At 38.0% G+C, this 26,968-nt stretch carries 23 protein-coding genes and 1 other RNA gene; 16 read left to right on the forward strand and 8 right to left on the reverse strand.

Features of this window, described 5'->3' with window-relative positions; genetic code table 11:
- The first annotated feature begins 168 nt into the window (after positions 1–168).
- From H6G25_RS10180 to H6G25_RS10195, 4 genes are all read left to right on the forward strand, one after another.
- Entirely contained in the window at positions 169–2,940 is a 2,772-nt protein-coding gene (locus tag H6G25_RS10180) for a bifunctional acetate--CoA ligase family protein/GNAT family N-acetyltransferase (RefSeq protein WP_190392380.1), read from the forward strand.
- 344 nt (positions 2,941–3,284) lie between these two features.
- Positions 3,285–3,649, forward strand: an RNA gene (rnpB, locus tag H6G25_RS10185) — RNase P RNA component class A.
- A gap of 444 nt (positions 3,650–4,093) precedes the next feature.
- Entirely contained in the window at positions 4,094–5,053 is a 960-nt protein-coding gene (locus tag H6G25_RS10190) for an AEC family transporter (RefSeq protein WP_190392381.1), read from the forward strand.
- Between the two features lie 150 nt (positions 5,054–5,203).
- The gene (locus H6G25_RS10195; RefSeq protein WP_190392382.1) at positions 5,204–6,067 is read left to right on the forward strand and encodes a M23 family metallopeptidase; all 864 of its coding nucleotides are present in this window, start codon (positions 5,204–5,206) and stop codon (positions 6,065–6,067) included.
- 7 nt (positions 6,068–6,074) lie between these two features.
- On the opposite strand, the gene H6G25_RS10200 is transcribed toward H6G25_RS10195, so the two are convergent.
- Positions 6,075–6,782, reverse strand: a complete 708-nt coding sequence (locus H6G25_RS10200) for a L,D-transpeptidase family protein (protein ID WP_190392449.1) — start codon at positions 6,780–6,782, stop codon at positions 6,075–6,077.
- Positions 6,783–6,975: 193 nt separating this feature from the next.
- On the opposite strand from H6G25_RS10200, the gene H6G25_RS10205 reads away from it, so the two are divergent.
- From H6G25_RS10205 to H6G25_RS10215, 3 genes are all read left to right on the forward strand, one after another.
- On the forward strand, positions 6,976–7,632 hold the full coding sequence (locus H6G25_RS10205) for a sigma-70 family RNA polymerase sigma factor (protein WP_190392383.1): 657 nt from the start codon (positions 6,976–6,978) through the stop codon (positions 7,630–7,632).
- 124 nt (positions 7,633–7,756) lie between these two features.
- A complete protein-coding gene (locus tag H6G25_RS10210) occupies positions 7,757–8,206 on the forward strand; it encodes a zf-HC2 domain-containing protein (protein ID WP_190392384.1) in 450 nt (149 codons plus the stop codon).
- 318 nt (positions 8,207–8,524) lie between these two features.
- On the forward strand, positions 8,525–9,400 hold the full coding sequence (locus H6G25_RS10215) for a Uma2 family endonuclease (RefSeq protein WP_190392385.1): 876 nt from the start codon (positions 8,525–8,527) through the stop codon (positions 9,398–9,400).
- A gap of 204 nt (positions 9,401–9,604) precedes the next feature.
- Here the strand turns inward: H6G25_RS10215 and H6G25_RS10220 are convergent, their stop codons facing one another.
- The 3 genes from H6G25_RS10220 to H6G25_RS10230 all read right to left on the reverse strand — a co-directional run bounded on the left by H6G25_RS10220 (position 9,605) and on the right by H6G25_RS10230 (position 12,204).
- The gene (locus H6G25_RS10220; protein WP_190392386.1) at positions 9,605–10,162 is read right to left on the reverse strand and encodes a Uma2 family endonuclease; all 558 of its coding nucleotides are present in this window, start codon (positions 10,160–10,162) and stop codon (positions 9,605–9,607) included.
- A 93-nt stretch (positions 10,163–10,255) separates the two neighbouring features.
- Positions 10,256–10,813, reverse strand: a complete 558-nt coding sequence (locus H6G25_RS10225) for a hypothetical protein (protein WP_190392387.1) — start codon at positions 10,811–10,813, stop codon at positions 10,256–10,258.
- A complete protein-coding gene (locus tag H6G25_RS10230) occupies positions 10,813–12,204 on the reverse strand; it encodes an AAA family ATPase (RefSeq protein ID WP_190392388.1) in 1,392 nt (463 codons plus the stop codon). The genes H6G25_RS10225 and H6G25_RS10230 overlap by 1 nt, the downstream gene beginning before the upstream one ends.
- Before the next feature lie 60 nt (positions 12,205–12,264).
- Here H6G25_RS10230 and H6G25_RS20930 point away from each other — a divergent pair, with 60 nt between their 5' ends.
- Positions 12,265–12,507 carry a hypothetical protein gene (locus H6G25_RS20930; protein ID WP_206754777.1) on the forward strand — a complete coding sequence of 81 codons (243 nt, stop codon included), beginning with the start codon at positions 12,265–12,267 and terminating at the stop codon, positions 12,505–12,507.
- A gap of 248 nt (positions 12,508–12,755) precedes the next feature.
- On the opposite strand, the gene mfd is transcribed toward H6G25_RS20930, so the two are convergent.
- Positions 12,756–16,214, reverse strand: coding sequence for a transcription-repair coupling factor (mfd, locus tag H6G25_RS10235; RefSeq protein ID WP_190392389.1), 3,459 nt, complete (start codon positions 16,212–16,214; stop codon positions 12,756–12,758).
- Between the two features lie 515 nt (positions 16,215–16,729).
- Here mfd and H6G25_RS10240 point away from each other — a divergent pair.
- The 3 genes from H6G25_RS10240 to H6G25_RS10250 all read left to right on the forward strand — a co-directional run bounded on the left by H6G25_RS10240 (position 16,730) and on the right by H6G25_RS10250 (position 18,854).
- Positions 16,730–18,040 carry a hemolysin family protein gene (locus tag H6G25_RS10240; RefSeq protein ID WP_190392390.1) on the forward strand — a complete coding sequence of 437 codons (1,311 nt, stop codon included), beginning with the start codon at positions 16,730–16,732 and terminating at the stop codon, positions 18,038–18,040.
- A gap of 129 nt (positions 18,041–18,169) precedes the next feature.
- Positions 18,170–18,469 (forward strand): type II toxin-antitoxin system HigB family toxin, encoded by a 300-nt coding sequence (locus H6G25_RS10245; RefSeq protein WP_137908881.1) that lies wholly within the window; start codon positions 18,170–18,172, stop codon positions 18,467–18,469.
- On the forward strand, positions 18,453–18,854 hold the full coding sequence (locus tag H6G25_RS10250) for a transcriptional regulator (RefSeq protein WP_242034931.1): 402 nt from the start codon (positions 18,453–18,455) through the stop codon (positions 18,852–18,854). The genes H6G25_RS10245 and H6G25_RS10250 overlap by 17 nt, the downstream gene beginning before the upstream one ends.
- Positions 18,855–19,253: 399 nt before the next feature.
- Here the strand turns inward: H6G25_RS10250 and rpiA are convergent, their stop codons facing one another.
- Together rpiA and H6G25_RS10260 are read right to left on the reverse strand one after the other, a co-directional pair.
- A complete protein-coding gene (gene rpiA, locus H6G25_RS10255; RefSeq protein ID WP_190392392.1) occupies positions 19,254–19,964 on the reverse strand; it encodes a ribose-5-phosphate isomerase RpiA in 711 nt (236 codons plus the stop codon).
- 177 nt (positions 19,965–20,141) lie between these two features.
- The gene (locus H6G25_RS10260; RefSeq protein WP_190392393.1) at positions 20,142–21,080 is read right to left on the reverse strand and encodes a putative 2-dehydropantoate 2-reductase; all 939 of its coding nucleotides are present in this window, start codon (positions 21,078–21,080) and stop codon (positions 20,142–20,144) included.
- Positions 21,081–21,194: 114 nt separating this feature from the next.
- Here H6G25_RS10260 and H6G25_RS10265 point away from each other — a divergent pair, with 114 nt between their 5' ends.
- The gene (locus H6G25_RS10265) at positions 21,195–21,596 is read left to right on the forward strand and encodes a fasciclin domain-containing protein (protein ID WP_028082616.1); all 402 of its coding nucleotides are present in this window, start codon (positions 21,195–21,197) and stop codon (positions 21,594–21,596) included.
- A 176-nt stretch (positions 21,597–21,772) separates the two neighbouring features.
- Here H6G25_RS10265 and H6G25_RS10270 read toward each other — a convergent pair whose 3' ends face one another.
- Positions 21,773–22,738: a glycosyltransferase gene (locus H6G25_RS10270; protein WP_190392394.1), complete on the reverse strand. Its 966-nt coding sequence runs from the start codon at positions 22,736–22,738 to the stop codon at positions 21,773–21,775.
- 110 nt (positions 22,739–22,848) lie between these two features.
- On the opposite strand from H6G25_RS10270, the gene H6G25_RS10275 reads away from it, so the two are divergent.
- The 4 genes from H6G25_RS10275 (at position 22,849) to H6G25_RS10290 (ending at position 26,962) form a co-directional block, all read left to right on the forward strand.
- Entirely contained in the window at positions 22,849–24,048 is a 1,200-nt protein-coding gene (locus H6G25_RS10275; RefSeq protein WP_190392395.1) for an argininosuccinate synthase, read from the forward strand.
- Positions 24,049–24,172: 124 nt separating this feature from the next.
- Positions 24,173–24,385, forward strand: coding sequence for a hypothetical protein (locus H6G25_RS10280; RefSeq protein WP_190392396.1), 213 nt, complete (start codon positions 24,173–24,175; stop codon positions 24,383–24,385).
- Between the two features lie 221 nt (positions 24,386–24,606).
- Entirely contained in the window at positions 24,607–24,801 is a 195-nt protein-coding gene (locus H6G25_RS10285; protein WP_190392397.1) for a hypothetical protein, read from the forward strand.
- Between the two features lie 301 nt (positions 24,802–25,102).
- Positions 25,103–26,962 carry an NAD(P)H-quinone oxidoreductase subunit F gene (locus H6G25_RS10290; protein WP_190392398.1) on the forward strand — a complete coding sequence of 620 codons (1,860 nt, stop codon included), beginning with the start codon at positions 25,103–25,105 and terminating at the stop codon, positions 26,960–26,962.
- Positions 26,963–26,968 lie beyond the last annotated feature (6 nt).

Raw genomic sequence — 26,968 nt, forward strand, 5'->3', positions numbered from 1 at the left:
GAAACGATATAATATAAAAATTAACTACAAAAGCAAGGGAACAGGGAACTCTTAACAGGGAACAGGGAGTAAATTGGTGTGTACTTCATGAGACTGGGAAACGATATAATATAAAAATTAACTACAAAATTAACTACAAAATTAACTATAAATTACTCGGAGTTATAAATGGAAACATTTACTAAAAAACCTAGCGATAAAGCTCATGATATCTTGCAAGTGAGCAGAATTAATCCCTTAGATGCTATATTTCAACCGCAAACTGTAGCCGTAATTGGTGCTACCGAAAAACCTGGAAGTGTGGGAAGAACCTTACTTTGGAACTTAATTACTAATCCCTTTGGAGGGACTGTTTTCCCTATTAATCTTTACCGTCATAGTGTATTAGGAATTAAAGCCTATTCTACTATATTTGATGTTCCTGAAAAAATTGATTTAGCTGTTATTGTCACCCCTGCACCAACCGTACCCAAAATTATATCTGATTGTGTTGAGGCGGGAATTAAAGGTGCAATTATTATTTCTGCTGGCTTTAAAGAAGCAGGAGAAAAAGGTCTAGTTTTAGAACAGGAAATACTGCAACAAGCACAAGGGGGAAAAATTAGAATTATTGGTCCTAATTGTTTAGGAGTAATGAATCCAATCTCTGGGTTAAATGCTACTTTTGCTAGTAAAATAGCCCGTCCGGGAAATGTCGGTTTTATTAGCCAAAGTGGGGCTTTATGTACATCAATTCTGGACTGGAGTTTAAAAGAAAATGTGGGTTTTAGTGCCTTTATTTCTATTGGTTCAATGTTAGATATTGGTTGGGGTGATTTAATTTATTATCTGGGTGATGATCCTCAGACAAAAAGTATTGTAATTTATATGGAATCTATTGGAAATGCCCGTTCTTTTCTGTCAGCAGCGCGAGAAGTGGCTTTAACAAAACCGATAATTGTGATTAAAGCCGGTCGTACCGCAGCCGCAGCTAAAGCCGCAGCTTCTCACACGGGTGCATTAACAGGAAGTGATGCTGTTTTAGATGCAGCTTTTCGTCGTTGTGGGGTATTACGAGTCAATAGTATTTCCGATTTATTTGATATGTCGGAAGTATTAGCAAAACAACCCCGTCCCCAAGGTTCACGGTTGACGATTTTAACTAATGCTGGTGGTCCAGGAGTATTAGCAACAGATACTTTAATTGAAAACGGTGGAGAATTAGCAACTATTTCCCCCGAAACAATGACCTCTTTAAATGAAATTTTACCACCACAATGGAGTCATAATAATCCTATTGATATTTTAGGAGATGCTGACCCTCAACGTTATCAAAAAGCTTTAGAAATTGTTACCAAAGATCCCAATAGTGACGGTTTATTAGTAATTTTAACACCCCAATCTATGACAGATCCTACCGAAATTGCAGTACAATTAAAAGCTTACGCCCAACTGTCTAATAAGCCGATTTTAGCTAGTTGGATGGGAGGTAATGATGTAGCTGCGGGAGAACAAATTCTCAATAGTCAAGGTATTCCCACTTATGCTTATCCTGACGCAGCCGCGCGGGTATTTAGTTATATGTGGAAATCGAGTTATAACCTGCGCGGTATTTATGAAACTCCGGTTTTACCAACATTAATTTGTGATGTTAATACTCGCAATTGTGCTAATATTACAAATATTATGCAAGCTGCAAGAACAGCAAAAAGAACAATTCTCACGGAATTTGAATCTAAAGAAATTTTAGCTGCTTATGGTATTCCTGTAGTGGCTGGTTGCATTGCTAAAAGTGCAGACCAAGCCGTCAAATGTGCAGAAAATATTGGTTATCCGGTGGTTTTAAAACTATATTCTCAAACAATTACCCATAAAACTGATGTGGGAGGTGTGCAGTTAAATTTACAAAATGGGGAAGCTGTAAAACTTGCTTATGAGCATATTGAAACATCAGTAAAGGAGAAAGGAAAAGCAGAAGATTTTCTTGGTGTTACTGTACAACCAATGGTAAAAACCGACGGTTATGAATTGATTATTGGTAGTAGTTTAGATCCCCAATTTGGACCAGTATTATTATTTGGTACTGGAGGACAATTAGTAGAAATATTTCAGGACAGTTCCCTGGCACTTCCTCCTCTTAATACTACCCTAGCACGACGGATGATGGAACAAACAAAAATTTATCAAGCATTGTCAGGAGTCAGAGGACGCAAAAGTATTAATATTTCTGCCCTTGAACAATTAATGGTAGAATTTAGTCAATTAGTTATAGAACAACCTGACATTAAAGAAATTGATATTAATCCATTATTAGCTTTTCCTCCAACTCCAGAAAATCCTAGAGGATTAATTGCCTTAGATGCGAGAATAGTTTTACATTCTCCTGATCTAACAGAAAATCAATTACCAAAATTAGCAATTCGTCCCTATCCCAGTCAATATATTAGTAATTGGCAATTGAAAAATGGTATACCAGTTATTATTCGTCCTATTCGTCCTGAAGACGAACCGTTAATGGTAGAATTTCACAAAACTCTATCAGCAGAAAGTGTCTATTTCCGCTATTTCCACTTAATTAAATTGAGTCAACGCATTACCCATGAAAGACTAACCAGGATGTGTTTTATTGACTATGATCGAGAAATGGCCTTAGTTGCAGAATACCAAAATCCTCAAACAAAAAACAGGGAAATATTAGCAGTAGGAAGATTAAGTAAATCACATGAAAATAAAAGCGCGGAATTTGCTATACTTGTGAGTGATCAGTTTCAATATCAAGGTTTAGGTACGGAATTACTCTGGAAATTACTAGAAGTTGGTAAAAATGAGAAAATCTGCTGTATCTATGCTGACATCTTAGCTGATAATTCAGTGATGCAGCAAGTATGTAAAAAACTCGGTTTTCAGATTTCACATACTGATGATCAAACTGTTTTTAGAGCAGAAATTCAACTGACATAAAATTACTCCACCATCTAAATAGACATCTGGAGGTAAAGATTGTAGAGTCGAGAATCCCTACCCCGGTCACGTCTCTATAAGGGTTGTAGGTAAATTAGCTAACTAGAAAAAAGATACTATTTTATTTTGCCGACTTACTTATGCATTATTAACTCAAGTTGTTAGTTATCTCGTTAAGGCTGGTAATGGGTAATGGGTAATTGGTAATTGGTAATTGGTAATTGGTAATTGGTAATAAAAGCTCTGGTTTGATCCTGTTCATCCTTTAATCCTAGACATCCTGATTCTGACAATTTACCTAACTAGCAACTTACATTATTAAAGTTTAAACTAGAATATGAGGGGAGAGTAGGCGTAGGCGGTTGCAGATTAGTCATTCAGACTGGTTTGAGGAAAGTCCGGGCTCCCGAAAGACCAAACTTGCTGGATAACGTCCAGTGCGAGCGATCGTGAGGATAGTGCCACAGAAAGATACCGCCAGTCAATTTATTGGTTGGTAAGGGTGCAAAGGTGCGGTAAGAGCGCACCAGCAACGTCGAGAGACGTTGGCTCGGTAAACCCCGGTTGGGAGCAAGGCCGGAGGAACTACGGTTGGTCTTTTACCAGTTCCGCTAAAAAAGAGCCGCTAGAGGTGTTTGGTAACAAGCATCCCAGATAGATAACTGCCCTCGCAAGAGAACAGAACCCGGCTTACTACCGACTCTCTCTTCTTAAGCGAATTATGGATTTTTTATTTTCCATAGTTCGTTTTTTCAACTACTACAGAAAACGAGAGCGAGCGCCTGCTCCACGACCATCTCTACCAGTTGCTCTGTCGCCAACTGTCTCAAGGTTTCTCTGTCTGGTTTTGAGGAGCAGGTTTTTTCCATAATTGATCTATTCTGCTAATTACAGCGATTTCCAATCATATAAGGTACATCTTAGCCCCCTCCTCGCACCCCCCTCAATCCGCAGCGGGGGGAAGAAAAGGATAAACTTTTGATATTGGAGGGGTTGGGGGTGGGGTTCTTGTTCCGGGTTTGATGACAATTTGCTGTAATACTATCATTAGTTTTAACTTTGATTATTATTGGTAATTGGTAACAAGTATTGTAACTCATGATTTGCAACTATAATTACTTATAAAGCGGGCAAAAAAACTAACCACTTGATCATGATTGAAACCCTATTTAAAGCTTATATTCCCCTATTTACTTGGATAGGGTTAGGTCTAATATTATCTCGATTTAGCTCCGATAAATTTGCTAAGTGGCTAGGACAGTCACTATACTGGGTAGGAGTGCCACTACAATTGTTAGTATTAGCACGTCATACTAATGCGGCAAATAGTGAACTAATACCGTCCATAGCAGTAGCAATATTAATACTAAGTTTAGCTTTAGCGCTATTGACTTGGTGGTTTTGGCAATGGTTTAATAAAATCAAGACAGAGCAAAAAAGCGTAGAAGTACCCGAATCTTTAAGAAAAGCCAGTTTAGGTAGTTTTATTTTGGCAACAATTTTAGGAAATACTGGTTTTGTTGGACTAACACTAACACAAGTGCTAACAGGACCGGAAAATAACGATTCAGCATTATTATTTAGCGTCACAAATAATGGTGTTGGTACTTATGGAATTGCTGTCTTAATTGCTAGTTATTTTGGACAGAGAGCCACGGAAAATCATTGGTGGATACAATTGCGAGATATAGCTACGGTTCCCAGTCTGTGGACGTTTTTCATTGGCTTAAATACCCAATTTGTGCAATTACCCGCAGTCATTGAATCAGGTTTAAATCAGGCTGTTTGGGTGGTAATTGCCCTCGCTTTGTTCCTGGTTGGTTTGCGACTAGGAACAATAAAAGAATATCAAAATCTGCATATTGCCATAATAGCCAGTATTCTGAAAGTTTTGATTATCCCCTTATTAGTGGGATTAGGTGCGACCTATGCAGGTATAATTGACGAACAGCGTTTAGTCTTGGTACTTATGTCAGGGACACCCACAGGACTTTCCGTACTAATTTTAGCGGAAGTTTACGACTTAGATCGGAATTTATTAGCCAGTAGCATTGCTTTAACCTTTATTGGGTTATTTTTAGTTCTACCTCTGTGGTTAATTTGGTTTGGCTAAATTTATGATTTAATATTTGACTGGGAAAAAATTCCAGTCACATTCTGGAGTTACAAACATGACAAAACCTCTCCGATAAACCTCTCCCCGTTCAGGAAAAGCCTTAAATCCTGTTTTTACCCTGTTAATCCTTTAATTTTGATTCTGACAATGAGCAACCGTGTTAAGATACTCTTGGGCATAATTACTGCCATTCCCATGGCTTTAGGCTTACCCGCAAAGGCTTTAGAAGTACAGATAATGCCTAAAAATCCCCAATTGGGAGATACAGTTTCAGTATTAATTGAGGCAGATGCTCAAAAAAGTCTTAGTAATCCTACGGTGACAATTGGCGAAAAAACCTATCCAGCTTTTGAAATTGCACCTCGTCAATACCGTTCCTTTATTCCCACAACTCCCTTAGAAAAAGCTGGAGTGAGAACAATTAGAGTGTCCCAGGAGGCACAGGAACAAAAACTATCCATACAAGTGCGCGATCGCAAATTTCCAGTTCAACGCATCACCTTACCACCGGGTAAAGCTGGAGTAAAAGCCACCCAGGAAGAACTAAAGCGAGTAGCAGAACTTAAAGCCCTCCAGACACCGGAAAAATACTGGAACGGTGTTTTTCTCACCCCCAACGCCGGGAGAAAATCTACTAGATATGGTGTCCGTCGCTACTACAATGGCGTATTTGCCAATGATTACTACCATCGTGGACTGGATTACGCAGGAGCAGCAGGATCATCTGTAACAGCCCCCGCAGCGGGAAGAGTTGCCCTAGTGGGGACAGTATCCCAAGGTTTCCGAGTTCATGGTAATGTTATCGGCATTGATCACGGTCAAGGAGTAGTCAGTATTTTCATGCACCTGAGTCGTATAAATGTTCAAGAAGGTGATTTTGTCAAAGCTGGTCAAAAAATTGGTACAGTAGGTTCAACCGGTGCATCTACCGGACCCCACTTGCACTGGGGCTTGTATGTAAACGGACAATCAGTTGACCCATTACCGTGGAAATCCCAGGAAATTAAATGAACCTAATTCAATCACGGACTAATACAGGTGTATTTAAAGAAACTTGGCTATACAACATCCGTACATCAGGATTACGCATTCTCAGACAACCATGAGAAACAGCCGCTCCCACTAAATCAACATCTGGTGTACCATGAAAGCCAATTTCATTGCGACCATCTGACCAAAAACCAATCCATCTATCGCCTAAAGGACTATTAGTACCACCGTCAAAGATAGCACCTGTAATGGGATGTCGCCAAATGGGATGATGTTCTTTGTGGATAACTTTAAAATTGCCGGTTGGTGTTTCCCAGCCCTTTTTACCAATAGCGATGGGGTAACTAGCTATTACCTCATCATACTGAAAAACATAGACACGGCGATCGCTTAAATCTACTACCACCTGGTTTGTGTCTGGTGCTGGTACTTCTGGTTTTGTATTGTTAATTGTATCTGTAATACTAGCCAAACTTGACTTGGGTTTTTTCCGAGAAGAATCTAAATCTAAATTAATTGTCCCAGCCTTTCGGGGAGAGGTAGGTGCAGAAGCTGCAATTGCACTTTCCCCAATCGCCACTTGTGACTCCTGGGGATACAGATTTATTGACCTAGAATGATTTAACTGGCCTGTTTTTCTCATAGTTTGCAAATGGACAGCTAGAGATAAAATTGCTGTACCAAAACAGAGAAACATGACCATACTCGCTACAGATTTGTTTCTTACCATTACTATCGCCTGTTATTTATCCCTGACATCTCCAACTAGGAACTGGTAACTAATGTGAATTTCACCAATTACCCATTCATTACCCATCACCATATTTCGGTATTTCGATTATAAACCCGTTACCTTACTGGGGAACTTTTCATCAATTATCCAGTCTAAGTCTGAGAGAAAGGAGTGATTTGAAGCTAATCGATAATCAATGAATCAATCCGTTAGTGTATCCTGGTCAACAGTTGGTGCCACCTATCCAGCAGCATCGGTGCAAATTGACAAACTCTCAAACCACGATCTTATTTTACGCTGTCAAGTCGGATTGCGTCCAGACCGTGCTGCCTTTGCAGAACTGCTACGCCGCCATCAAACCCAAGTTGATCGAGTTTTATATCATTTAGCCCCTGATTGGTCTGACAGAGCCGATTTAGCCCAGGAAGTTTGGATTCGTGTATATAGGAATATTAGCCGATTACAAGACCCTACCAAGTTCCGAGGTTGGTTAAGTCGTATTGCCACTAATTTGTTTTATGATGAATTACGTAAACGCAAACGGGTAGCCAGCCCCCTGTCACTAGATGCTCCTCGGAGTCTAGAAGACGGTGAAATGGATTGGGAAATTGCCGGTGATACGCCAAGTCCAGATGAGGAAATGACGACGAGAGAATTTTATGAGCAGTTGCGAGAAGCGATCGCCGATTTACCGGAGGCTTTTCGGACTACTATTGTTCTTAGAGAAATAGAAGGTCTGGCTTATGAAGAAATTGCCGAACTTACCGGAGTTTCTCTAGGAACTGTGAAATCTAGAATAGCCAGAGCCAGATCTAGGTTACAAACTCAGTTGCAAAGCTATCTAGATATATAATCTACATCATGTTTCCTCGATTCTATGGCAAACTTTAAGAAGTATTAACGACTGTCAACGAAAATATATATTTTCTGATTTTCTGTCATTGAGCAGCAAAAATGAATCAACAAGTAATATGAATATGCAGAAGCGCGATTGTTTCGAGTTGTTAAGTGCTTATCTAGATGGCGAAGTAACTGCTACTGAACGTAGGCAAGTTGAAGAATGGCTATCAACTGATGCCTCCGTCAAATGCTTATATAAAAGACTGTTAAATCTTAGACAAGGCTTACAGAACATACCTGTCCCCGCAGCCAATCAGTCGTCAGAAAGCACAATTGAGCAATTATTCAAGCGTGTTAACCGCCGCTACCAGTTGGCCTGGGTATTTGGTGGGGCGGCCTTAGCAGCTTGTATTCTGGGTACAGTTTCCAGTTTATTACCTGGCGACTCATCCAGAATACTACAAGTGGCAAAAACAACAGAATTGACTCCAGCGACAACACAACCAGCAGCCACAGATTCACCTTTAATGGTGGCTTTAAACAACCCGGTGATGGAAATTCCGAAAACGGCAATAGCACCCAAGTAAAAGCTAGTTATTGACATACTCACCGACCTAGAAGGTCAGTGATTCTTAACAGTTCACGGTAACTCGCAGCCGAAACAGTCTTACAGTCCCATCCCGACCATTTCTATGTTTTTGGTGGCATTTTCATCTCTTTCTTGTTCAGTATCACAACTCAAACAAAGTATTGAGCGAATACTCAAGGTCAATCTTTCCCCAGGGAAAGCCACAACATGAACATATTTAAAAAATATATTCAGGATCAAGTATTCAGCTATAATAAGACAATTTAAAATAAATCAAATTACCAAAAATACCCAAAATACCCAGGGAGTTAGAGTTATGGTTGCTACTCCAATACCGACCGTTGCCGAACTATCAAAAGTGACAATTTCTTGGGAAGCATTACCCGAAGATTTTATCTTAGAAGAAGAACCTGTGGAAAACACCGCACAACCATTAATTGCTGGAGCATTACGAGAAAGTCTAGAATTAAGTGGATATATTCAACCCACCATGCTGATAGCGGCAAATTTGGGCATCTGTGCCACCATGGATGGTAAACTTGTTGTCAAAGCACCAGATTGGTTTTTTGTGCGGACAGTTTTACCCCTATCTGGGGTGACAGATAGACGCAGCTATACACCCCACCTAGAAGGGGAAATTCCCAGTATTGTCATGGAATTTTGCTCAGATACTGACGGAAAAGAATACTCAGCTAGACGCACTTTCCCCCCCGGAAAATGGTTTTTTTATGAACAAATTCTCCAAGTTCCTACTTATGTAATTTTTGATCCCCTGACTGCTGTATTAGAAGTTCATCAAATCGAGTCAGGACAGTATAAATTACAGCCAAAAGACGAAAATAATCGTTACTGGATTACAGATATGGGATTATTTTTGGGATTGTGGGAAGGGGAAAAGGAAGGTCGCATAGGTTACTGGCTACGGTGGTGGGATCAAGCAGGTAATTTGTTACCCTGGGCTGTAGAAAAGCTAGAAAAAGAACAGCAACGAACTGAACAGGAACGTCAACGGGCTGAACAGGAACGTCAACGGGCTGAACAAGAAAGTCAACGGGCTGAACAAGAAAGTCAACGGGCTGAACAGGAAAGACAACGGGCTGAACAAGAAAGCCAACGGGCTGAACAAGAAAGCCAACGGGCTAAAAGGTTAGCAGAACAGTTACGCGCTCTGGGTATTGATCCAATTGATTAAATGTGCGGTTTCTAAAATTGTTGTAGAGATGTTTCATAGAACGTCTCTACATTCTTTTTTGCGGGATACCTAATTAATCCCAATTGGGAAATTCATTGTCGCTTAACCCAACCTCCAAAATCAAACTCAAGGAGTTTCAGTTTTGGCTGTTGTAGAAGCAGTTTCTAACCGCCAGGAGAGCATAAAATCTAACTAAAAATTTAACTAAAATAGTTCACTCAGATGAATACTCACATCAGGAAAAGCTAAAATTGATAAACTTTGATTTTTTGTTAACCTTTGTACATCTTGATAAATTCCCTCAAGAGAATTTCGATATACTTCGATAATTTCCTGATTAACATCTACTAACCAAACTTCAGGAATATTTGCTTCCGCATATAAAGGAATTTTCACATCCCGATCATATTTTACAGTTGTGTCAGCCACTTCTATTAACAAAAATATATCTTCTGGTTGGGGGTGTGAATTTCTATAAAAATCTGGACGTGGTTTTAATAATGCTATGTCTGGTTGGGGTTCAGAAGTTTCATTTAATTCTACAGGGTTTTGAGGTGCAAGAATGATCCGTTTTCCTAAAAGCTGAATTAGCAGATTAACTAATCTATTTACACAACCAGCGTGTCTTCTTCCAATAGGTGACATATCAATCATTTCCCCCCGAATTAATTCTACTCGCTCATTTTCTGACAGAATACCAGATTCAGCCATTTGGTGAAATTGTTTAACTGTAAATTGATGTCTAACTATTTGTAAAATCATTGTCACCTCTATTTAGATTTTAATTGAGATTGGTAAGAATCGGCAATTTATTCAGATGATAAAATTTACTTGACTATATAGCTATCACTAGCATTATTTTTGGCAATGGACTAAATCATTAAATTGAAAAGATTTACCTGAAATATGGCGTATTTGTAATTTTGAAGTGGACTTTTGATTAGGGTCAAACCGTGTTTTTGTTTTTTGCGTGATGTTTTTAATGCTGATAAACCGCCATTTATAATCTTTAAGAAAATTCGGATGATCCCAAAATGATTGACCAATTTCCCGACAATAGGCAACAAAACACTTTGCTCCTTGAAGTTGTGCAGTAATATCTTTCATTGTTCCTCCTTTTCCTGCTTTCATTTCAATACAGATAATTGTCTGTTTCTTACCAGTATCGGTAATGATAATAAAGTCTGCACGTTTACATTCACCGTTTTTTCCTTTGAAAATTGTATCAAGTGACTTAAATTCCTCTGGATTAATAATTATAACATTATCACCATCAGGCATCCCATAAATAGTTATATCGTAATTGTATTTAGGTTCTTTAAGTATTACCTGATTTCCTCCGTTGAGATCAATTTCTAATGATACCGTAGCGGTTTCCTGAATCATTTCTTTCAAGATAGCAATATCAGACATTACTCTTCACTCCAATAAATTGCTTCCTGAATCCGATTCATGGTTTCAATTGTTGTATCAAAACTCCGAGCTTCAATACCCAATTCTGGGTCAATATCCGCAGGTATAAGAGTTTGACATTTAGTTTTTTTTGTATTTCCCTCTAGTTTCATATTTGCTTCTTCCGCAATGTAAACTTTAATTTTTTCAGCAGTAATCAGTTCTTCTGGCTGATAACCTTCTTGTTGGGCAATTCGCTGGAGATGGGGTTTATCATGATTAAGCATGATTAGAGTATTCAGTTCTTTAACGATGTAATCGCTGTGGGTAGTGATAAAAACCTTAATACCCACGTTAACCAGTCGAGCAAAAAGTCTGGCTACTCGGCGTTGATTTTCAGGGTGTAGATTTAATTCTGGTTCATCTACCATCAATAAATCACCATGTTGTGCTTCGTGTTTCAGATAAAAGCCAATGTCTAATAAAGAACGCACAGCACTAGAACTTTCATCCATAGAAAGCTTAACTTTTTTACCCTTAGGTACATAATAAAGCTCATCGTTGCGGGTGACAGTATACTCACCACCAATAATATCAGTAAAATCAGCTAATAGATCAGGATGTTCATCGGTAATGAAACTATTTTTTTTAACAATGGTTTCAAGTTTACGAGTAAAATCGACATTCGTTTTTATCGGTAGAGCATAATCATCATACTCTTTCAGTAAAAGTTCCATTGTATCAATATTTTCGTCAGCTTGACCAATTTCTTCTAATAAACGATTTTTAGCAAAATTCAACTCTTTGCGAAAAATGGCCGCGCCAGTTCGTTCAGCACTAGCAATAAAAGGACGAGGGAAAAACTGAGCAAAAATAATATCTTTTATGGCATTAGCAATTAGAAATTTAATGAATTCATGTGGTATTTTTACCTTGTCTTTTTCAACAAGAAGAGTCACAACTAATTCTGTACTTTCTTCACTTTTAGTAATAGAGAAAATTTCTGCATTAGCTGATCCCATTTTCCGATCAAATTTGTTTTTTAATTTAATATCTTCAGTTTTTATTTCTAGACTGATGTTAAATTTTGTGTTTTTAAATCTGTCAATTGGTGCTGCAAAAATTTTCGGTAATTCCTGGGTATATCTCTCACAGGCTTTAATGATAATCTGCTCAGATTTTTTAACATACTCTTGGATATCAATACGAATTACACCGTCAGCAAGAAGTTCCTCAATTTTATCATCGTTGATTTGAATTGAAAGCATTTGCCTCCAAGTGTATAAAAATCCAAATAAAGCATAAGTTGCGTAGGTTTTCCCCGTATTATTACAACCACAAATGATCGTCAAGTCACCAAGAGTAAATTCTGCTTCTCGTAAAGTACCAAGATTTTTGACTTTAATTTTCATTGTCCTATTTCTTTAACTATTAACCATTAGTCTATACTATCACTTATCCGATTATAGATAATGGCTTTTTTAGTATTCGTAGGTTGGGTTGACGCAAGGAAACCCAACATCCCACATTCCGCATTTCATAATGTAGTATTAGCACTTGAAGTAATTGATGAAATATGTTTTTTACACATATCAAAAAATAAAATCAGGGTAATATTCGCCTATTACAAACAAAATGAAGTGCAGAAAATCAGCAATATGATTAAAGGAAACCCAAGACAATTAATACTGTTGTTGGGTTGCGCTGTCGCTTAACCCAACCTACAAAATCTCCAAAATTAAACTTAATCCACATTTCATAATGTAGTATTAGCACTTGAAGTAATTGATGAAATATGTTTTTTACACATATCAAAAAATAAAATCAGGGTAATATTCGCCTATTACAAACAAAATGAAGTGCAGAAAATCAGCAATATGATTAAAGGAAACCCAAGATAATTAATACTGTTGTTGGGTTGCGCTGTCGCTTAACCCAACCTACAAAATCTACAAAATCAAACTCAAGGAGTTTCAGAAATTGCACCTTGCATTTTCATAAAAGTATCAATTAAAGTCTGCAATTGTTGATCTGCTTTAAAAACTCCTAAACCTCTTGCTGTCACTTTTCCAGGAGAATAAACAAACCGAGATTTCATATTTGAAGTTAACTTTTCTGCTAATAGATTCCAAGCCGGTTCTTCCATGGGTGTTTCTAAAACAATATGCTGTTTATTCTCTGGTTTAATGCGACTAAATCCCAAATTTTTGGCTAATTGTTTTAATTCCATCACGCGCAATAATTGATTTGCTGGTACGGGTATAGTACCATATCTATCAGTCCATTCAGCAGCGATTTGTTTTAATTCATATTTTGATTTTACTGTGGCTACAGCGCGATAAGCACTCATTTTTTGATCAAGATCAGTAATGTAATTGGAAGGAATAAATGCAGTGAGGTTAAGATCAATTTGTGTATCTTCAACTTTGGGTATTTCTTGACCTCTAATTTCTCGAATCGCTTCCTCTAACATTTCCATATACAAATCAAAGCCAATTGCATCCATTTGACCAGATTGTTCTGCACCTAGCAAGTTTCCCACCCCGCGAATTTCCATATCTCGCATTGCTAATTGATATCCAGAACCGAGTTGAGTAAATTCTTGAATTGCTCTTAATCTTTGTCTAGCGGCATCAGATAATTCTCTTTGTTTGGGGTAAAATAACCATGCGTGAGCTTGAATTCCCGCACGTCCCACTCGTCCCCGCAATTGATATAATTGAGATAAACCAAAACGGTGAGCATCTTCAATTAAAATTGTGTTAACTCGCGGAATATCTAAACCAGATTCGATAATTGTCGTACAAACAAGAATATCCGCGTCATTATTTCCGAAAGTCAGCATGGTTGATTCTAACTCACTTTCGTCCATTTGACCATGAGCGATCGCAAATCTTCCTCCGGGAACCATTTCTCGCAAATTTGCAGTGGTTTCTTCAATTCCGTCTACTCGCGGAACTACATAAAATACCTGGCCACCTCGATCTAATTCTTGACGAATTGCACTTCTGACAATTTCCGGTTTTAGGGGTGCGAGGTGGGTTTGAATTGGTCTTCTCGTTGGAGGTGGAGTGGTAATTAAACTCATTTCCCTAATTCCTGATAATGACATATATAAGGTTCTGGGAATAGGGGTAGCGGAAAGAGTTAAAACATCAACTTCAGTTTTCAAGCTTTTGATTTTTTCTTTTTGATTAACTCCAAATCTTTGTTCTTCGTCAATTACTAAAAGTCCTAAATCTTTAAATTGTACACTTTTTCCTAATAATTGATGTGTACCGACAACTATATCTAATTCTCCAGTTGCGAGACGTTTTTGAATATTCCGTTTTTCTTCCGCACTACGAAAGCGATTGAGTAAACCTACATTAATTGGATAAGGTGCAAAACGTTCTTTAATTGTGTGATAATGTTGTTGAGTTAAAATTGTCGTTGGTGCTAAAAGTGCCACTTGCTTTCCTGCGGTGACAGCTTTAAAAATTGCCCTAATTGCTACTTCAGTTTTACCAAAACCGACATCTCCACATACTAACCTGTCCATGGGTCTTTCACTTTCCATATCCCGTTTCACGTCTTGTACCGCTTTTAGTTGATCTGTGGTAGGATGATAAGGGAAAGAATCTTCCATTTCTTCTTGCCAAGGCATATCTGGGGGATAGGAAAAACCATGTTGTTGCGATCGCGCTGCATACAATTTTAACAAATCTACTGCTAATTTCTTAATCGCTTTTCTGACTTTATTCTTAGTATTATCCCAAGCTTTTCCAGTCATTTTATGCAGTTCTGGAGGTTTATCTGCATTAGTTCTAAATCGAGATAAAGAACCAACTTGATCAGCAGCAACTCTTAATAAACCATCTGCATATTGCACAACTAAATAATCACGGGTTTCCTCGTTAATTGTCAGACTTTCTAATTTCACAAATTTGCCAATTCCATGACTACGATGAACAACAAAATCCCCTGGACGTAATTTATTAGGATCAACTTGTTTAGATGTTGCTTGACGACGTTTACGGACATAGCCAAAATTAGCTAGGGAATGTTGTCCATAAAATTCTCTATCGGTGACAATAACTAAGCGATAAGAAGGTAAAATAAAACCTTCTAATTCTGCTAAACCGGAATATTTTAGAGCAATTGGTGTATGATTAATTTGTAGTTTATCAATGGCTTGATAATCACGGGGATTGGGAATAAACTGCGCGGGACAATCGTGTTCTTGTAGTAGCGAAACTGAACGGGAAGGTTGAGCCGAAAGTATCCAAATTCCAAAATTGCGATCGCGTTCTTTTCTAATTGTCTCCGCTAATTTAGCAAATTGGTGAGGAGTCACGGGTAAAGGTCTACTCCCCAAATTCAAACCACTATTTTCTTCTGATAATTCCGATAAATATAACTTTTTAAAATTACTAATTTCTGCTATACACTCATCAAAATTACGATGAATTTTAGGTAATTCAATAGATAACTGACCACTGACTACTGACCACTGACTTTGAGCATTTTCCACCCAGCGATCGCTATGAGCATAACATTGTTCTGGCTCATCAATAACCACAAAAGTATTTTTAGGTAAATAGTCAAGTAATGAAGCGGGTCTTGTAAAAGCCAACCCTAAAAACCGCCGACTCCCCTCTAATGTTCCTAATTCTTGTAGAGACGTTCCATGGTACGTCTCTACATTTGGTAAATTTTTCAATCCGTTTAAAATTATCGGTGCGAAACTTGTGGGAGTGAGAGTGATTTTTTCTACCTTATCCAAAGCTGAACGCTGGGTAGAAGGGTCAAATTCCCGAATTTGTTCAATTTCGTCGCCAAACCATTCCAAGCGTACAGGTAACTCCGAAGACACCGGAAACACATCCACAATATCCCCCCGTCTACTCCATTGTCCTTCAATTTCCACCAGGGGAACTCGTTCATATCCCAAAACAGTGATTTTTAGAGCAAATTCATCCAAATCAAAACCCATTCCTTTTTCCAAAGTCACAGAAAATGACTTAAACGCCTCCGGTGGTGGTAAATGGGGCTGTAACGCCCCCACAGTAGCAATAATAGCCGTTTTCTGCTTTTGCAACTGACAATTAACCAAATCAGCTAAAACCTGCATTTGTCCCCAACTTAACTCATTTTCAGGGTCAAAGGGTTCGTAGGGAGAAGCTTCCGAAGTAGGGTAAAAATGGACAGTTTTCCAGCCCATTGCTTCCATTTGGGCGAAAACCCGCCCAGCTTCCTCCAGAGTAGCACAGACCACGCACAAATTTTGATCTTCATAATTTGCTAATGCTGAAGCTACCAGTCCCTTGGGGAAACGAGAAATCCCATTTAACCGCAATTCCTGTTGTTTGTTGAGTTTAGTGATTAGTTCTGCGGTCAGCAAAGATCGGGACAAAGCACGGACAATAGAAGAAAATGGCATAAGTTTTACGCTAAATTGGCAGTTGTTACCGATATGAAAATCTAGAAGCCCTTGATATCAACTATTTTAAAAGTTTTAATCGCTCTCTTGACAGTGAAGGGGCAAAAAATCTAGCCTAGAAATGATTTATCAAGTCAACCTTAGATCAACCAGACTGGATTTAACTTGTATAATTCTAGTAACATCTTACTAAAGCGTGTTACTTTCAGCGTAACACACCCTACTGAATATTCACCAGGACTTACGCAAAATATCTCTCAAACCCTCTTTTCTTCGTTCTCTTCGTTCCTTCGTGGTTCATTATTCCGTGACTTGTGCGTAAGTCCTATTCACTTGATAATTAGACTCTTAACTGCTAATAGATAGAAGAAATCTGACTACTACTTTGTTTATAGTCAAAGTATTTGAGAGAATCACCTAAAATAATGGATACTAAAATAAGTCAGATTTAATTAACATTAGCCCAAACTTGGGAACTCTGTATAATTTTACTCTTTATACCAGCAATTTTAAAAATGTCTTCCCTCTCTTTTGAACTTTTCACAATTTTGGTGCTAATTTTCGCTAACGGTGTGTTTTCCATGTCGGAAATGGCCGTAGTCTCGTCCCGGAAAGTTAGACTACAGCAGTTAGTTAACCAAGGGGATATTAACGCTAGGGCTGCATTAAAATTAGCAGAATCTCCCAATCATTTTTTGTCTATTGTCCAGGTGGGGATTACACTGATTAATATTCTTAATGGTGTGTTCGGGGGTGCTACTATTGCGAAAAGACTAGAAGACTATATTAAGCTAGTCCCCATTTTAGCCAATTATAGTAATGCGATCGCCTTTGGGATAGTTGTTTTACTCATTACCTATTTTTCCCTAATTGTCGGTGAACTCGTACCCAAACGTCTCGCTTTAAATAACCCTGAAAAAATCGCCGCTTTTGTAGCTATACCTATGCGGGCTTTAGCAAGAATCGCCTCACCTGTAGTTTATCTTTTAAGTGCATCTACAGACCTAGTATTGCGAATTTTAGGAATTACACCCTCAGAAGAACCCCAAGTCACAGAAGAAGAAATTAAAATCTTAATCGAACAAGGTACGGAAGCAGGGACCTTTGAAGAAGCCGAACAAGACATGGTAGAAAGGGTTTTCCGATTAGGCGATCGCCCCGTTACCTCCTTTATGACACCCAGACCTGATATAGTCTGGTTAGACTTGGAAGATCCTGCTGAAGAAAACCGCCAAAAAATGACCGAAAGCGCCTACTCTCGATATCCAGTTTGTCAAGGGGGATTGGATACAGTTCTGGGTATAATTCCTGTCACCGATTTACTAGCCAGAAGTTTACGTAATGAACCCTTAGATCTAACCCTAGGATTACGTCAACCCGTATTTGTTCCCGAAAGTACACGGGGATTAAGAGTTTTAGAACTATTTAAGCAAACCGCGACTCACATGGCCTTAGTCGTAGATGAATATGGAGTCATACAAGGATTAGTTACCCTAAATGATATCATGAGTGAAATAGTCGGTGATGTTCCTGCAGGACCAGGACAAGAAGAACCCCAAGCAGTACAAAGGGAAGATGGTTCTTGGTTAGTAGATGGAATGTTAGGAATAGAAGAGTTTTTAGAACTATTTGAGCTCGAAGAATTAGAAACTGAAGAAAGAGGAAATTATCAAACATTAGGAGGTTTTGTGATTACCCATTTAGGACGTATTCCCGCAGCAGCAGATCATTTTGAATGGGATAATATGCGCTTTGAAGTTATGGATATGGACGGAAATCGAGTTGATAAAGTATTAGTTGTACCCAGGAGAATGAATAATGGGTAATTGGTAATGGGTAATGGGTAATGGGTAATGGGTAATTGGTAATTGGTAATTGGTAATGGGTAATTGGTAATTGGTAATTGGTGATAAACTAGAAATTATCTATTTATTGTCTTTAATTTTTCTTGTTTAATGCACGTTATCAGCCGGAAAAAGCTCAGAGATTTTTGTCAGGAACACGCAAACAGTTGTGAAATTCTTGACGACTGGTATATTACTGCTAGTAAAGCTGATTGGCGTAATTTAGTACAAGTACAATCTGTTTATCCTAAAGCTGAAGCTGTTGGTAATTTCACAGTTTTCAATATTAAAGGCAATAAATACCGTTTGATTTCTAGTATTAATTATGATAAACAGGTAATCTATATTAAATATGTCTTAACTCATGCAGAATATGACAAAGACTACTGGAAAAATGACCCTTACTTTTAATTCAGACGCTTACAGCAAATTACTGTCCCAGTATCAACCACGAGTAATCAAAACGGAGGAAGAAAATGAGCAGTTTTTAGCAGTTGTGGAAGATTTACTTTCTCGTTCTCATCTAACTTCAGAAGAAGATACCTTATTGGAGTTATTAATGAGGCTAATTGAAGACTTTGAAAGTCAGCATTATCAGTTAAATATTTCTACTCCTGCTTCAAGAATTTTGCATTTGCTGGAAGCGCAGGGTTTGGAAACAGATGATTTAATTTCTATTTTTGGTTCAAGTAATTTGGTTTCTCAGATAATTAATGGTGAGGTGGGAGTGACGCAAGAACAAGCTAATATTTTGGGGAAATTTTTAAAAGTCGATGCTAGTTTGTTTGTTAGGTAAAAAACGACTTTTTCAGCAAAATCCCATTTTTGTATCATGGGTATTTCTGATTCCGAAACACTCCCACAATCACAGCAATTCCCGTTTTTATGAAAAAAAATATCAGAGATAGGTTAAATATGCTTTCATGACGATATCTATTTCTATTCTTTCTGGGCTTACCTCCTAACTTCGGAAACTGCTGTATTAACCATATAAATAACATATAAATAATCAAATATGTTCAGGTATTTCTCCCTTCCTCTGCGACCTTTGCGCCTCTGGGTGAGACAAAAAAATCCCGTTCACTGATACCAGACTCAATAGATAATTTATTAAGTTTCAGTTAGAAAAAAGGGTACTAAAAAACCATTTTCTTCCTTTTTTCTAACCATTAACTTACACCATTACATCAAAAAATTAAAGCTGTCTAACAACAGGTTTACCGTCAATAACCTCACCGACAAGAACGATATCTGCACAATTGACGAAAATACCATTTTCCAGAACACCAGGAATATTATTCAGGGTTTTTTCTAGATTTACAGGGTCATCAATGCTATCAAATGTCACATCTAAAACCATATTACCTTGGTCAGTGATCACAGGTCCTGCTTTTTTTACACCCATACGCAGTATTGGCTTACCACCGAGCGCTTTAATAGCATTAGTGACAGAAGTAAGCGCCATAGGGATGACTTCTACGGGTACAGCAAACACAGAACCCAGTTTATCCACCAGTTTACCACTATCAACCACCACAATAAACTGTTTTGCCAAGTAATCTACAACTTTTTCGCGGGTATGTGCCGCACCACCACCTTTAATTAAGTTTTTATGAGGATCTACTTCATCCGCACCATCTATAGCAATATCAATATGGTCCACAGCGTCCAAAGTAGTCAGGGGAACGCCATACTCTTTTGCTAAAACTTCTGACTGAAATGAGGTGGGAATACCGACAATATCCTCAAGTTCTCCAGATTTGAGCCGTTCTCCTAAATACTGAATTGTGTAGGCTGTGGTTGAACCTGTACCCAAACCGACTATCGAACCTGATTTTACCAAATTGGCCGCGGCCTTGCCAACTTCTTGCTTCATCAATTTAACTGGGTCTGCTGGTATGGACATTCTTTAACTCCTGAAAAACTCACGCCAAGGTACTGTTACAGCCGACTATACTACAAAAGGGGATCAATTTAGCTTAGTAATTATAAGACTTATGCAAAATATCTGGAAAAACTCTTTCCTTCGTGGTTCATTATTCAGTGACTTGTACCTAAGTCCTAAATTAGTTAAACTTAAAATTTATTTTCTCATTCTCATATCCAAAAACTTCAATTGTTGATATAAACAGCGAATTTGTTGTAAATTTACACCCGCTGCTTCGGCTTTTCTAAATGGATTACCAAAAATTGCTTCTATCTCTAAAGGACGAAATTCATCAAAATCAATTTTCATACTAGTGCGATAGGGTTTCATTTTTACGGTGTAATCTAACATGGTTTGAATAAAACTTTCAGGAATAATTCTCCCTGTACTTTTTGCCCCCGCTGCTACTTCCCACATCAAATTTTCTACTAATTGTCGAGTATGAATATCTGCCATTAATTCATCAGTTCTCGCATCAAGAATTACAGATAAACCATTGTAGGGAATATTCCAGACTAATTTTTTCCACCGTCCTAATAGTAAATCTTCTAATAGTTCTATGGATATGCCCGCATTTTCAAAATCTGCTGTAACTTCCCGCATTTTTTGAGTAATGCCAGTTAATTGATAATTAGATGTATATTCCCCCAAAGTAATTTGTCCATAATCTAAATGATGAATATGCCCTGGTGCAACTTTATTAGAACAGAGAAAACATAAGCCGCCAATAATGCTAACATTGCTGACAATTTCCGCAACTTCTGCCTCTATATCCAGTCCATTTTGTAATACTAATACCGTTCCATTATCTTTAACTATTGGTGGTAATAAATCGCGTAAAAGTTGATTTTGAGTAGTTTTTAATGATACTATTACCACATCACACTGTGGCATCTTTTCTACATTGTTATAAGCATTAACTTGGGGGAGGGTAAAGTCACCGTCTTTAGACTCAATGATTAAACCGTTTTCCCTTACCTGTTGATAATCACTTTTGAGTAAATAGTGAACTTCTAAACCGGATTTTTGCAGTTTTGCACCATAAAATCCGCCTAATGCACCAGTTCCCAATATTGCATAAGTGCGTTTAACCATATTATGTATAGAAAAATCATCAGGTCAGATTTTACCAGAATTGTAGCTAATTAAACTTAAACATGATTTACTATTTTCTAGAACCTTTGCTAGATATAAGGTGAGGTAAAATTAATGGCTGATATTGTTGATATTGCAGTTAGTAATGATGCGTTTAAAACCTTGGTAGCGGCTGTGTCCGCTGCTGGGTTAGTAGAAACATTAAAAAGTCCCGGTCCATTCACCGTGTTTGCACCCACTGATGATGCTTTTGCTAAATTACCCCCCGGTACAATTACAACCTTATTACAAAACCTGCCCCAGTTAGCACGAATTTTAACCTATCATGTCGTTCCTGGCAAATTAACAAAGGATGATTTGGCAAAACTGGGTACAGTAACTTCTGTGGAAGGTTCTCCTATTAAAATCAATTGTGATCATGGTTTTGAGGTAAAAAATGCTACAGTTTTAGCCGCCGATATTGTTGCAGATAATGGCGTGATTCATGTTATTGATACTGTGATTTTGATGGGTTAATCCCACCTTTTCACCGGGGAAATCTTATAGAGACGTTTTATACAGCGTCTCTATGATTAAACGTCTCCAAAAATTAAAAATTAAATATGCGTTTAAAATCTACCCTAACTCTCCCAGTCTCTGCATCTCTGCGTGAAAAAATCATTAGACATCTCTAGAAATTAAATAAAGGAGGTCTATTTACTCCGCATTTCAGCATAGGCCGCATAAACACCCTTGACATTATACCAGTTTAAGAAAATCCGTGCCACTTCTAAAGCTAGTTGCGGTTTTCCCAAATCAATCAACCATTGTAAAAACGGAGACATTGTTTTTTCATTTAAGAACCCATTTAAGGACAGAATCCCCCACAATAAACGATGAAACCAAGTCATTTGAATCATCATTTTTACTTCCCAGGTGGAATGTTTTTGATAAAATAAAACTCCCATTCTTCCCCGTTGAATTTCTTGATCAATTAACTTAGGAATTTGTTGTAAAGTAAATGGTGGATGCCAATGATAACCGACAGCTTCAGGACATTTAATTAATTTTAAACCCAAGTTTTTTAACCTGACACCTAATTCTAAATCTTCCCAACCATAGAGTTGAAAACTATTATCAAATAACCCAGCTTTCACTAACCAATGTTTAGGAATAGCGACATTACCCGTAGCAAAGAAAGCAGCAGAAAAATCTGTGATTTTATAAGGTTCCGCAGTAGGATTGGCGAAATTAGAGGTATTAATTACAGCACCATAGGTAAAAAAGCTGTCGCTTCCTAACTTCTCTTTTCCTTGTATCAAAGCATTTGTATGAGCTTGCAGGAAATTAGATAAAACCACTAAATCACTATCAATAAAAATAATTGTGTCACCTTGCGCCTTTTCTACTCCTAAATTTCGTGCCGCAGCCGGTCCTGCATGGACTTGTTCAAAGCAGTGGACATGGGGAAATTCATCTTTATGCGTTGCCAACCAATTTAAAGTACCATCAGTAGAACCGTCATCTACTAATATAACTTCATAATCTTTGATATCTTTTTTGTTGTTGAACTCCTGGTTCTCTAAAGCGCGGAGACACTTTTCTAAAATTGGTAAGCGATTATATGTGGGAATAACAATACTAAAAAACACATTTTCACCCAAAATACTGTTGCTCATATTTTAGAATAAGACAAATATGCCAAAGTTACTGTTGCACAAAAAAATATACGCTAGGCAAGTCAGATATAATGATGACTCATTCTTTGTTTTACTGAGTGGAGAAATTCATGGGTCGCGCCAAAAAGGTTATTTTAGCATATTCTGGTGGAGTTGATACTTCCGTTTGTATTCCCTATTTAAAACAAGAGTGGGGAGTAGAAGAGATAATTACCCTAGCAGCAGATTTAGGCCAGGGAGATGAATTAGAGCCAGTTCGAGAAAAAGCCCTGAAATCGGGTGCAAGTGAGTCTTTAGTAGCGGATGTTAAGGATATATTTGTTAAAGATTACGCATTTCCGTCAATTCAAGCTAACGCCCTTTATGAAAATCGCTATCCTCTTGGTACAGCCCTGGCTCGGCCTTTAATTGCTAAGATACTGGTAGAGGCGGCTGCAAAATATGGTGCAGATGCGATCGCTCACGGTTGTACAGGTAAAGGTAATGACCAGGTGCGCTTTGACGTTTCCTGTGCAGCCCTCAACCCTAACTTGAAGATATTAGCACCAGCCAGAGAATGGGGCATGAGTCGAGAGCAAACCATTGCTTATGGTGAGAAGTTTGGTATTCCCGCACCGGTGAAAAAATCCTCTCCCTTCAGTATAGATAAAAACTTACTTGGTCGCAGTATTGAAGCTGGTACATTAGAGGACCCAGCAAACGAACCACCGGAAGAAATCTATGAAATGACCAAAGCCATAGCTGATACTCCCAAGGAGCCAGAATATCTAGAAATTGGCTTCCAGAAAGGACTTCCTACCACCATTAACGGGACAGCAAAAAACCCGGTTGAGTTAATTGAACAACTCAATAAAATTGTGGGAAATCATGGTATTGGCCGCATTGACATGATTGAGAACCGCTTAGTCGGGATTAAATCACGGGAAATCTACGAATCACCAGCAATGGTAGTTTTAATTAATGCTCACCGTGACTTAGAAAGTCTCACTTTAACAGCAGATGTCACTCAATACAAGCGAGGTATAGAAGAAACTTATACTAAACTTGTATATAATGGACTTTGGTATAGTCCTCTCAAAGCTGCTTTAGATGCTTTTATTCAACAAACACAAGAAAGAGTTTCTGGTGTGGTGCGTTTAAAGCTATTTAAAGGTAATGCTATAATTGTGGGGCGTTGGAGCGATAATACTCTATATACTCCTGATTTAGCGACTTATGGCGCAGATGATCAATTTGATCACAAAGCTGCGGAAGGTTTTATCTACGTTTGGGGATTACCTACCCGAATTTGGGCGCAAGGTAACAAGTAGTAGGATGTAGGGTGTAGGGTGTAGGGAATAATTAACTATTCTACTTATCACCCGTCACCAATTATAAATTATTAATTTTGAGAATTTGGGGATATGAGAATTACATTTTTTGGATGAAAAATAAATGAACTTACAGAAACTACAACCCAGGGAATCATTAAATAAAGCATTTCTGAAAATCAACCCTTTTAGAACGGAATCACAGCGTAAAACTATAGAAAAGCTTCTGCAAAAATGTCTTGATGCTAATGGTAAAGATGTTAAAAATATTGAAACAGAAATAGATCAACTTTACGAATTAACAGCAGAAGAAATAAAAATCATAGAAAATACTTAATATTGCACCTAAGTAGGTGGGCGTTAAAAATTGTCGTTGGGGCAAGGGAACAGGGAACAGGGAACAGGGAACAGGAAGAGAGTTTTGAGTGATTTTACTTTTCTTCACATACATTTAAATTTTTCTGTTCATCTACTTAAACTAGATTTATCTTTTAGAATCCTTGTAGAGATGTTCCATGGAACGTCTCTACAATCATACTTGATTTGCAGGAAATACTAATGAACCGTTCTCAGATAGTTGCGATTATTACAGGGGTAATTTCTATACTTCTGGCTATTGCTTACCTCATTGTTGTCCAAATTATTGATTATCGGGATATGAAACCAGCCCCTATTAGCCAACTCAGCCCACAAGTAGTTATTGCAATCAGTAATTTACATGAGTCCCCATGTCAGATACTTGTTAAAGTATAAAAAAATGGGGTGGTAAATACTGCCCCTAGATTATAGATACTGCTTGAAAAGTTAATCTATAGATTAAACCTGATGGTTACTATTTAATAATCCAATGTACAGAAATATAAGAATCACTTACGGAAATCATTGCAAATTCATCTACTTAAATAATTTATTTTTGTTACAGATAAGGGTACACTATTCATAATAATATTAAATAAAAATAAATTGCGATTATCAATGATCACTAGATTGATAGGGATCAACGGTATTTGCTGTGTTTTCTTTAAGTTTTGCTGCAAATTGTAGAGGTAATTGAATGGGTCAGTATTTACTAGATACTATTTGGCTAGTCCCGGTTTATGCTTTGATAGGTGGGCTTTTAGCCATACCCTGGTCACCAGGAATAATTCGCAAAACGGGTCCTCGACCAGCGGGATACGTAAACGCAGTTATGACCTTTTGCTCATTTGTTCATGCTGTTCTTGCTTTCTTTGCTACCTGGAATCATCCAGCTAAAGAAGTATTTATTCCTTGGTTGTCGACAGCAGGTTTAAATCTCACCATTAATTTAGAAATTTCTGCTGTCAGCGTGGGGGCGTTAATTATTATTACTGGCTTGAACTTGCTGGCGCAGATATACGCTATTGGTTACATGGAAATGGACTGGGGTTGGGGACGTTTCTTTTCCTTATTGGGATTATTTGAAGCAGGTCTTTGTGGCTTAGTTTTGTGTAACGATTTATTTTCCACTTATGTAATTCTGGAAGTCCTCACCTTGGGAACTTACCTATTAGTAGGGTTGTGGTTTAGTCAGCCTTTGGTAGTGACTGGGGCGCGAGATGCTTTTTTAACCAAACGGGTAGGAGACTTGTTTTTGTTAATGGGTGTTTTAGGACTTTGGACACTTTCAGGGACTTGGAATTATACAGAGTTGACTGCTTGGGCGGCTACTGCAAATGTTGACCCCACAATTATTACCTTAGTATGTTTGGGCTTAATTGCAGGTCCGATGGGTAAATGCGCCCAATTTCCCTTGCATTTGTGGTTAGATGAAGCAATGGAAGGACCTGTTCCTAGTACAATTTTACGAAATTCGGTGGTCGTCGCCAGTGGGGCATGGGTGTTAATTAAATTACAACCTGTATTTAGTTTATCTCCCGTCGCAGCTTCTGTAATGGTGGCTATTGGTACAGTAACAGCTATTGGTGGGGCGTTAATTGCGATCGCTCAAATTGACATTAAACGCTGTTTATCCTATTGTGTTAGTGTTTACATGGGCTTGGTATTTATTGCCGTAGGCACACAACAAAATGAAGCCGCGCTGCTATTAGTCCTCACCCATGCTTTATCCTCTGCATTACTAGTCATGAGTACAGGAGGAATTGTTTGGAATAGTGTCACCCAAGATGTTACCCAATTAGGTGGATTATGGTCACGTCGTCCCATGTCCGGTTTAGCATTTATTATTGGTACATTGGGTTTAATAGGTTTTCCCCCTTTAGGTAGTTTTTGGGCATTGTTTAAACTAGCCGATGGTTTATGGGCAACACATCCGACTTTAGTAGGAATAGTTATTGTTGTTAATGCCTTAACCACATTTAGTTTAACTAGGGAATTTGGTTTAATTTTTGCTGGTAAACCCAAACAAATGAGTGAACGTTCCCCCGAAGCTATTTGGTTAATGGTTTTACCAATGATGATTTTATCGGGCTTTGTTTTACACCTGCCTTTAGTATTACAAAGCTTGTCATTGCTTCCTGACTGGGCAACATTAAATAAAGACGTTGCCCTATTATTAATTTGGTCAAGTATATTCGGTTGCAGTATTAGCAGCATCATCTATTTAGGCAACATTCCTAAACCAATTCGTTTACCCTGGCAAGGTTTACAAAATTTATTTGCTTACGATTTTTACACTCCGAAACTGTACAAAATCACCATTATTTTCGGCGTTGCCCAACTTTCTAAATTTGCCGATATCCTAGATAGATTCGTAGTAGATGGTATTGTCAACTTTGTGGGTTTATTCTCTCTTTTAGGTGGTGAAGGGTTAAAATATAGTAACAATGGACAAACTCAAACCTATGCCCTGACAGTGCTTTTAGGAGTAGGTGTTTTAGGCGCTTGGTTGTCATGGCCTTTTTGGGGTGTGCAGTTTATGAAATTAATTTTTTAATTTGCA

Source organism: Dolichospermum sp. FACHB-1091 (genome assembly GCF_014697585.1).
In the GTDB taxonomy this organism is placed as follows: Bacteria; Cyanobacteriota; Cyanobacteriia; order Cyanobacteriales; family Nostocaceae; genus Dolichospermum.

Excerpts from the sequence above, each read along its gene's own strand:
- H6G25_RS10265 (WP_028082616.1), top strand. The coding sequence starts at position 21,195 with ATGGCTGATATTGTTGATATTGCAGTTAGTAATGATGCGTTTAAAACC.
- H6G25_RS10245 (WP_137908881.1), top strand. The coding sequence starts at position 18,170 with ATGCACGTTATCAGCCGGAAAAAGCTCAGAGATTTTTGTCAGGAACAC.
- H6G25_RS10230 (WP_190392388.1), bottom strand. The coding sequence starts at position 12,204 with ATGAAAATTAAAGTCAAAAATCTTGGTACTTTACGAGAAGCAGAATTT.
- H6G25_RS10290 (WP_190392398.1), top strand. The coding sequence starts at position 25,103 with ATGGGTCAGTATTTACTAGATACTATTTGGCTAGTCCCGGTTTATGCT.
- H6G25_RS10240 (WP_190392390.1), top strand. The coding sequence starts at position 16,730 with ATGTCTTCCCTCTCTTTTGAACTTTTCACAATTTTGGTGCTAATTTTC.
- H6G25_RS10195 (WP_190392382.1), top strand. The coding sequence starts at position 5,204 with ATGAGCAACCGTGTTAAGATACTCTTGGGCATAATTACTGCCATTCCC.
- H6G25_RS10285 (WP_190392397.1), top strand. The coding sequence starts at position 24,607 with ATGAACCGTTCTCAGATAGTTGCGATTATTACAGGGGTAATTTCTATA.
- H6G25_RS10190 (WP_190392381.1), top strand. The coding sequence starts at position 4,094 with ATGATTGAAACCCTATTTAAAGCTTATATTCCCCTATTTACTTGGATA.
- H6G25_RS10215 (WP_190392385.1), top strand. The coding sequence starts at position 8,525 with ATGGTTGCTACTCCAATACCGACCGTTGCCGAACTATCAAAAGTGACA.
- H6G25_RS10280 (WP_190392396.1), top strand. The coding sequence starts at position 24,173 with ATGAACTTACAGAAACTACAACCCAGGGAATCATTAAATAAAGCATTT.
- H6G25_RS10180 (WP_190392380.1), top strand. The coding sequence starts at position 169 with ATGGAAACATTTACTAAAAAACCTAGCGATAAAGCTCATGATATCTTG.
- mfd (WP_190392389.1), bottom strand. The coding sequence starts at position 16,214 with ATGCCATTTTCTTCTATTGTCCGTGCTTTGTCCCGATCTTTGCTGACC.
- H6G25_RS20930 (WP_206754777.1), top strand. The coding sequence starts at position 12,265 with ATGGCTTTTTTAGTATTCGTAGGTTGGGTTGACGCAAGGAAACCCAAC.
- H6G25_RS10250 (WP_242034931.1), top strand. The coding sequence starts at position 18,453 with ATGACCCTTACTTTTAATTCAGACGCTTACAGCAAATTACTGTCCCAG.
- rpiA (WP_190392392.1), bottom strand. The coding sequence starts at position 19,964 with ATGTCCATACCAGCAGACCCAGTTAAATTGATGAAGCAAGAAGTTGGC.
- H6G25_RS10270 (WP_190392394.1), bottom strand. The coding sequence starts at position 22,738 with ATGAGCAACAGTATTTTGGGTGAAAATGTGTTTTTTAGTATTGTTATT.
- H6G25_RS10275 (WP_190392395.1), top strand. The coding sequence starts at position 22,849 with ATGGGTCGCGCCAAAAAGGTTATTTTAGCATATTCTGGTGGAGTTGAT.
- H6G25_RS10210 (WP_190392384.1), top strand. The coding sequence starts at position 7,757 with ATGCAGAAGCGCGATTGTTTCGAGTTGTTAAGTGCTTATCTAGATGGC.
- H6G25_RS10220 (WP_190392386.1), bottom strand. The coding sequence starts at position 10,162 with ATGATTTTACAAATAGTTAGACATCAATTTACAGTTAAACAATTTCAC.
- H6G25_RS10260 (WP_190392393.1), bottom strand. The coding sequence starts at position 21,080 with ATGGTTAAACGCACTTATGCAATATTGGGAACTGGTGCATTAGGCGGA.
- H6G25_RS10225 (WP_190392387.1), bottom strand. The coding sequence starts at position 10,813 with ATGTCTGATATTGCTATCTTGAAAGAAATGATTCAGGAAACCGCTACG.
- H6G25_RS10205 (WP_190392383.1), top strand. The coding sequence starts at position 6,976 with ATGAATCAATCCGTTAGTGTATCCTGGTCAACAGTTGGTGCCACCTAT.